Source organism: Serratia sp. A07, assembly GCF_058725505.1.
Genome location: NZ_JBZXDO010000092.1, coordinates 1 through 4,458, shown reverse-complemented (window position 1 = coordinate 4,458; position 4,458 = coordinate 1). Strand labels below are relative to the sequence as shown.

Below are 4,458 nucleotides of genomic sequence, written 5' to 3'. Positions count from 1 at the left end.
TTACGAATGGTCGCATCCCGGTAGTGCTGAGCGGCGGCCGGCGGCTGGGCCGCCTGTGCCTGGGAAAAGAATCCGCCGCACCAGAGCAACGTTGCGACAAACAGTACCCATGCCATATGAACCATAAAGGTCCCAATGCGGATCGGCAGGCGCTCAGTTCGGATGAAAACCCGGAATGCTTCAAAGGCCAGGCTAAGTAACATGCACACTATCCAGGTGATCTGCGGCCAGTTCATGGTTATAGCCCCATCGCAACGGCCAGGCACACTGCCGAGACCACGATGGCCCGGCGCAGCATGGCGATGGCAAAAACCATATGACACCCGGTCTGCACCGGAAAGCGGCCGTCTTCCATTAGCGGCTGTTCATGGCGGAGGTACTGCCCAGGGCGAGCCTTGGGAAACAGCGAGCGGTCGAGCCAGTAGCCGGTGACCGCCGCCAGGGTGATCAGCGACAGCTTGTAGATCACAACCGTGATCTGCTGTGGCGATACCAGCGCAATGGCCAGGAACAAGACGATCGCCGTCAGCAGCCAGCCGCTAAGGCGTGGTTTTTTGGGGCGGGGTAATGTGTGTTTTTTGCGGGAATGCATGGTGAGGCCTCCATTTTTACGATGGAGCCAGCATGCCAGTTTGGCGCGGAAACCGCTTTTAAAGGGCTTTAAGAGATTGGGTGAAAATCAATGTGCAGGATGGATACGAGTTCATCGACAACGGAGAACGCTAACCATGAGCTGGAAACAAAATAATGACGGCACCTGGTGCTTTACGCATCACGAAGGTGAATCCTGGGAAGAGGCTTTCCAGCGTTGAATGAAAGGAGAAAGCTACATCGCTGATGAGGCTATATGGCTGGCGCTGCTGGTGCTAGCCACGGACCTAATTGGCGCTCGATTGAGTCCCGGAGCCATGTCAAGGCGTCTTGGGTCCAGCCTGAAAGCAGATCAGTTAACGCGCTGACGATCTCCCTTCAGTTACGCAATAAAACCATTCGCCGACAACGGCTAAGTGAGGTCATGATGCTTACTACTTTTTATCGTCTCTGGCGCCGCCGTCGTTATCAGCGCCTGAAGGCGGCGTGTTTTTCTGAGATAAGTTCAAGGATTGAAGCAACTCATGAACGAGTTCATCTTCAGTCGCGATACTTAGCCACGTTCTCATCGCTTCCTGCTGACCTTCAGGCGCGTTTAATAAAAGTAGCGCCTGAGTTAGCAGAGCGCTTGCAGCAACTTTTGGATCAGCACCGAGCGAGTCAGTGTAATCCTTAAAAACCTGCATCCCTTTTGCGAGAAACTCCCCGTTTTCCTCCAGGGCTGTGACGTTCAACTTATATGCTTTGAATAAGGTCGCCAGCCCCGATTGTCTACTTTTGGGTATCATGGCCATAAGAATATGAATGAATCTTTCCTGAACTTCGACTCGGTGCTTTAGCACTTCAAGGTCAACACGGATTTCCCTAAGCAGGTCCTTGGACATAGCACTCCCTTCATCGATAAATGACAGTACGTTAACAACGCACCGACTCAGCATTCTTTAAATCACATTAAAAGCGTTCAGTGGCCTAAAAGCACATTTTGACTATAGAAAGAGCGACCCGCCCGGTGGTGAGACACCGGGCAGGCCGTCAACACACAGATCGCGCCTGTGAGTCAACCGGGGCTCTCCTGTCATCGACGACCGGAACAGCCTACCGTATTTTCACTAAATGAAAAAGGCTTACAGATAATGAAAGACCAGGCATTACCCATCGTTCCCTGGATTGGCGGCAAACGCCGTCTGGCCAAACATATCCTGCCACTTTTCCCGGCGCATACCTGCTACGTAGAGCCGTTCTGCGGTGCTGCTGCTCTGTATTTCCTGAAAGCGCCAAGCAAGACTGAGGTGATCAACGACATTCACGGGGAACTGGTCAACCTTTACCGCGTCGTCAAGCACCACCTGGAAGAATTTGTGCGGCAATTCAAATGGGCGCTGGTTAGTCGGCAGATATTCAAATGGCTGCAGGATACACCAGAGGAAACGCTTACTGATATTCAGCGGGCCGCCCGCTTTTACTACCTGCAAAAGCAGGCGTTCGGCGGCAAGGTGGCCGATCACACGTTTGGCACCTCCACCACCAGTGCGCCCCGGTTTAATTTGTTGCGCATCGAGGAAGAGCTGTCGATGGCCCACCTTCGCTTATCGCGCACGGTGATCGAGCACATGGACTGGGCGACGTGCATCGAACGCTACGACCGGCCGCATACGCTGTTTTATTGCGATCCGCCGTACTGGGGCACTGAGGGTTATGGCGTGGAGTTTAGCCTGGATAAATACGACCGCATGGCGGCGCTGGCACGCAGTATCAAAGGGAAAATGATAATTTCGGTGAACGATATACCCGAGATGCATAAGGCCTTTAGTGGGTTGAAAATAATTAAGGTTGATATACGTTACAATTTATAAAGCGTAGGCAAGTCAAGTTTAAAAAAGGAACTAGTAATAAGTAACTATTGATTGATACCGCCGCTATGCGGCGGTTATCAAGAGAAATTCAAAGTATTTTAGTATTTTTTTATAACATTAATCATCTTCTCTGCGGTGTCGGGCGATAACCCTTTGTTAAATTGGCCTACAACTACGCCACTTTTAGACTGGATGAGATAAGGCCCGACAAGTACTGTTCCTACCGCTTTATAATAATTGTAAATCGAATCACAATACTCTTTCTTATCACAAACGAATACCTGGCCACCTTTTGGCGACACTTCGGGAATTTCAAAGCTCACTCTTTCCCTGAAACTGTTAGGGATTAGCGAACTTGTGTCTTTGGGGACAATTTTTACATTTCTAATATCAATACCTTCCTGCTTCATAGTGGCAACGACATCTTCAGCTAGTGGGGGTTGGTCGCTGCAACCGACCAATGCAAAAGCTACAACGATTACTTTTATGTAATTCATCACGGTTCTCCTTATTTGTTCCAAATAGGAACAGTTCATACCACTTTTTTTTGCTTCTCCAGTTGATTAGAGAGCTCCTGAACTTCTTTCTCTAGTTTTAAAATTCGCTGTTTTTCCTCAGCACGTCGCAGTATGTCTTTTCGCACCTCGGGCTCTAAGTCATTTAGCATTTTTAGCAAGGTTAAATCGGCCTTGCTAAAGGAGGGCTGAGGCGCTTCTTGCTGTTGCTCCTGCTTGGAGTTTTCGTGGAACATATTGCCTCTACCAGTTAGTAACCAATCCGCAGATATACCCAAATGAGTGCTTAGCGCTGCCAAGGCATCAGCATTAGGCTCCCTTTCACCCCGCAAATAGTTTTGCAAAGAGCGATAGGCAATACCACTTATCAAACTGAAGTCCTTGATGCTCATGTTTTTCTGCTCTAGCGCAAGCTTTAGTCGGTCTTTTATGTTCATTCGTGCATATACCTTGTTGACATACCCGTTTGAGTGCGTACAATATACCCAATAGAGTACATCATAACTCATTAGGAACGCTCTCTCTATGAATAAGCAACAGATACATGCCCGCCTTATCGAGCGTCAAAGCAACTTTCGACAGTTTGCACTGGCGCAAGGCTACAGCCCGAGAACAGTGACTCAGGTTGTCGATCGCTGGGCTGGGCGCAATGAATTACCGAGGGGAAGACTCTCCTTCAGGATTTTAAAAGATCTTTCTTTAGTTGTAGGTAAAGAAGTCATCCCCGGAATTCTCCACGAACCGCTTTGATCGGAGGTTATATGCAGGCAAAAGCCAAGGGGCATAACGCCCCACTGATTCGAGCATTACGCATTCTCAAGGTACTAAAAGGTCACTCCCTGGATGGCATGAGTAACGGTGAGCTTGCTAACGCAATCAATGAAACAGCCGTTAACGTCAGTCGCGTCATGGAGACGCTAGTGGAAGAAGGGATGGTCAAAAGGCTTGAATCAGGGCGCTACGCGCCGGGTCAACAGTTGCTCTATATCGCGATGGCTTTCACCAACGAAATGTCGGCAGGCCAGGCACGCATCGCCGAACTCACCCAGTCTGTTATCGCCGGCAGTAAAAAATAACGAGGTATCAAAATGGCAAGACCAAAAACAACACTTGAGATCGTTGAACCCATTAATGGCCCGGCAATTTCCGGACTGGATGACGATCTCAACGCGATTAGCGAACACCGCCACTTGATCATGGAACAGTTTGGAGAAGGACTGCCTTATAATCGCAGCCGTATCGTGCACGAAGCCAAGTTCTATATGGCGCAAAGTGCCGAGGCGATGCTGGAAGCCGGTAAACGCCTTGTAATCCTAAAAGAGAATGAGCCTCACGGCGAATTTACAACGATTCTCGAAGACCAGTTGGGACTTGCACCACAGGTGGCCAGACGAATGATGCAAGCCAGCATTAAATTTCTTGTATCTGACGACAATTAATCTGGCCGGTTCGCGACAATTATTTTGGCCGGTTTGTAATCTGAGATCACAACCTACTCA

The 4,458-nt window shown here is 49.3% G+C and carries 7 protein-coding genes and 2 pseudogenes; 4 read left to right on the top strand and 5 right to left on the bottom strand.

Translation table 11 applies throughout. From position 1 onward, the window contains the following. The 3 genes and pseudogenes from AC4PR2_RS27765 to AC4PR2_RS27755 all read right to left on the bottom strand — a co-directional run. Nucleotides 1–236 (bottom strand): annotated as a pseudogene (locus tag AC4PR2_RS27765) (transglycosylase SLT domain-containing protein); the annotation flags it as partial. A 2-nt stretch (nt 237–238) separates the two neighbouring features. After that, on the bottom strand, nt 239–592 hold the full coding sequence (locus AC4PR2_RS27760; protein WP_492175901.1) for a putative holin: 354 nt from the start codon (nt 590–592) through the stop codon (nt 239–241). A gap of 433 nt (nt 593–1,025) precedes the next feature. Then, nucleotides 1,026–1,475, bottom strand: a complete 450-nt coding sequence (locus tag AC4PR2_RS27755) for a hypothetical protein (RefSeq protein WP_492175900.1) — start codon at nt 1,473–1,475, stop codon at nt 1,026–1,028. A gap of 249 nt (nt 1,476–1,724) precedes the next feature. Between AC4PR2_RS27755 and AC4PR2_RS27750 the strand changes: the two genes are divergently transcribed. Continuing rightward, nucleotides 1,725–2,444, top strand: coding sequence for a DNA adenine methylase (locus AC4PR2_RS27750; protein ID WP_492175899.1), 720 nt, complete (start codon nt 1,725–1,727; stop codon nt 2,442–2,444). A 98-nt stretch (nt 2,445–2,542) separates the two neighbouring features. Here AC4PR2_RS27750 and AC4PR2_RS27745 read toward each other — a convergent pair whose 3' ends face one another. Both AC4PR2_RS27745 and AC4PR2_RS27740 read right to left on the bottom strand, forming a co-directional pair. Continuing rightward, entirely contained in the window at nt 2,543–2,941 is a 399-nt protein-coding gene (locus tag AC4PR2_RS27745) for a hypothetical protein (protein WP_492175897.1), read from the bottom strand. Between the two features lie 35 nt (nt 2,942–2,976). Then, complete coding sequence (locus tag AC4PR2_RS27740; protein WP_492175896.1) at nt 2,977–3,396, bottom strand: helix-turn-helix domain-containing protein; 420 nt, start codon at nt 3,394–3,396, stop codon at nt 2,977–2,979. Between the two features lie 88 nt (nt 3,397–3,484). On the opposite strand from AC4PR2_RS27740, the gene AC4PR2_RS27735 reads away from it, so the two are divergent. From AC4PR2_RS27735 to AC4PR2_RS27725, 3 genes and pseudogenes are all read left to right on the top strand, one after another. After that, nucleotides 3,485–3,709, top strand: coding sequence for a hypothetical protein (locus AC4PR2_RS27735; RefSeq protein ID WP_492175895.1), 225 nt, complete (start codon nt 3,485–3,487; stop codon nt 3,707–3,709). 11 nt (nt 3,710–3,720) lie between these two features. Continuing rightward, nucleotides 3,721–4,035: a helix-turn-helix domain-containing protein gene (locus AC4PR2_RS27730; protein ID WP_492175894.1), complete on the top strand. Its 315-nt coding sequence runs from the start codon at nt 3,721–3,723 to the stop codon at nt 4,033–4,035. A gap of 12 nt (nt 4,036–4,047) precedes the next feature. After that, nucleotides 4,048–4,380: pseudogene (locus tag AC4PR2_RS27725) on the top strand (DUF3102 domain-containing protein); the annotation flags it as partial. Nucleotides 4,381–4,458 lie beyond the last annotated feature (78 nt).

Coding starts and splice junctions, on each gene's coding strand:
- AC4PR2_RS27760 (WP_492175901.1), bottom strand. CDS start 592: ATGCATTCCCGCAAAAAACACACATTACCCCGCCCCAAAAAACCACGC.
- AC4PR2_RS27755 (WP_492175900.1), bottom strand. CDS start 1,475: ATGTCCAAGGACCTGCTTAGGGAAATCCGTGTTGACCTTGAAGTGCTA.
- AC4PR2_RS27750 (WP_492175899.1), top strand. CDS start 1,725: ATGAAAGACCAGGCATTACCCATCGTTCCCTGGATTGGCGGCAAACGC.
- AC4PR2_RS27745 (WP_492175897.1), bottom strand. CDS start 2,941: ATGAATTACATAAAAGTAATCGTTGTAGCTTTTGCATTGGTCGGTTGC.
- AC4PR2_RS27740 (WP_492175896.1), bottom strand. CDS start 3,396: ATGAACATAAAAGACCGACTAAAGCTTGCGCTAGAGCAGAAAAACATG.
- AC4PR2_RS27735 (WP_492175895.1), top strand. CDS start 3,485: ATGAATAAGCAACAGATACATGCCCGCCTTATCGAGCGTCAAAGCAAC.
- AC4PR2_RS27730 (WP_492175894.1), top strand. CDS start 3,721: ATGCAGGCAAAAGCCAAGGGGCATAACGCCCCACTGATTCGAGCATTA.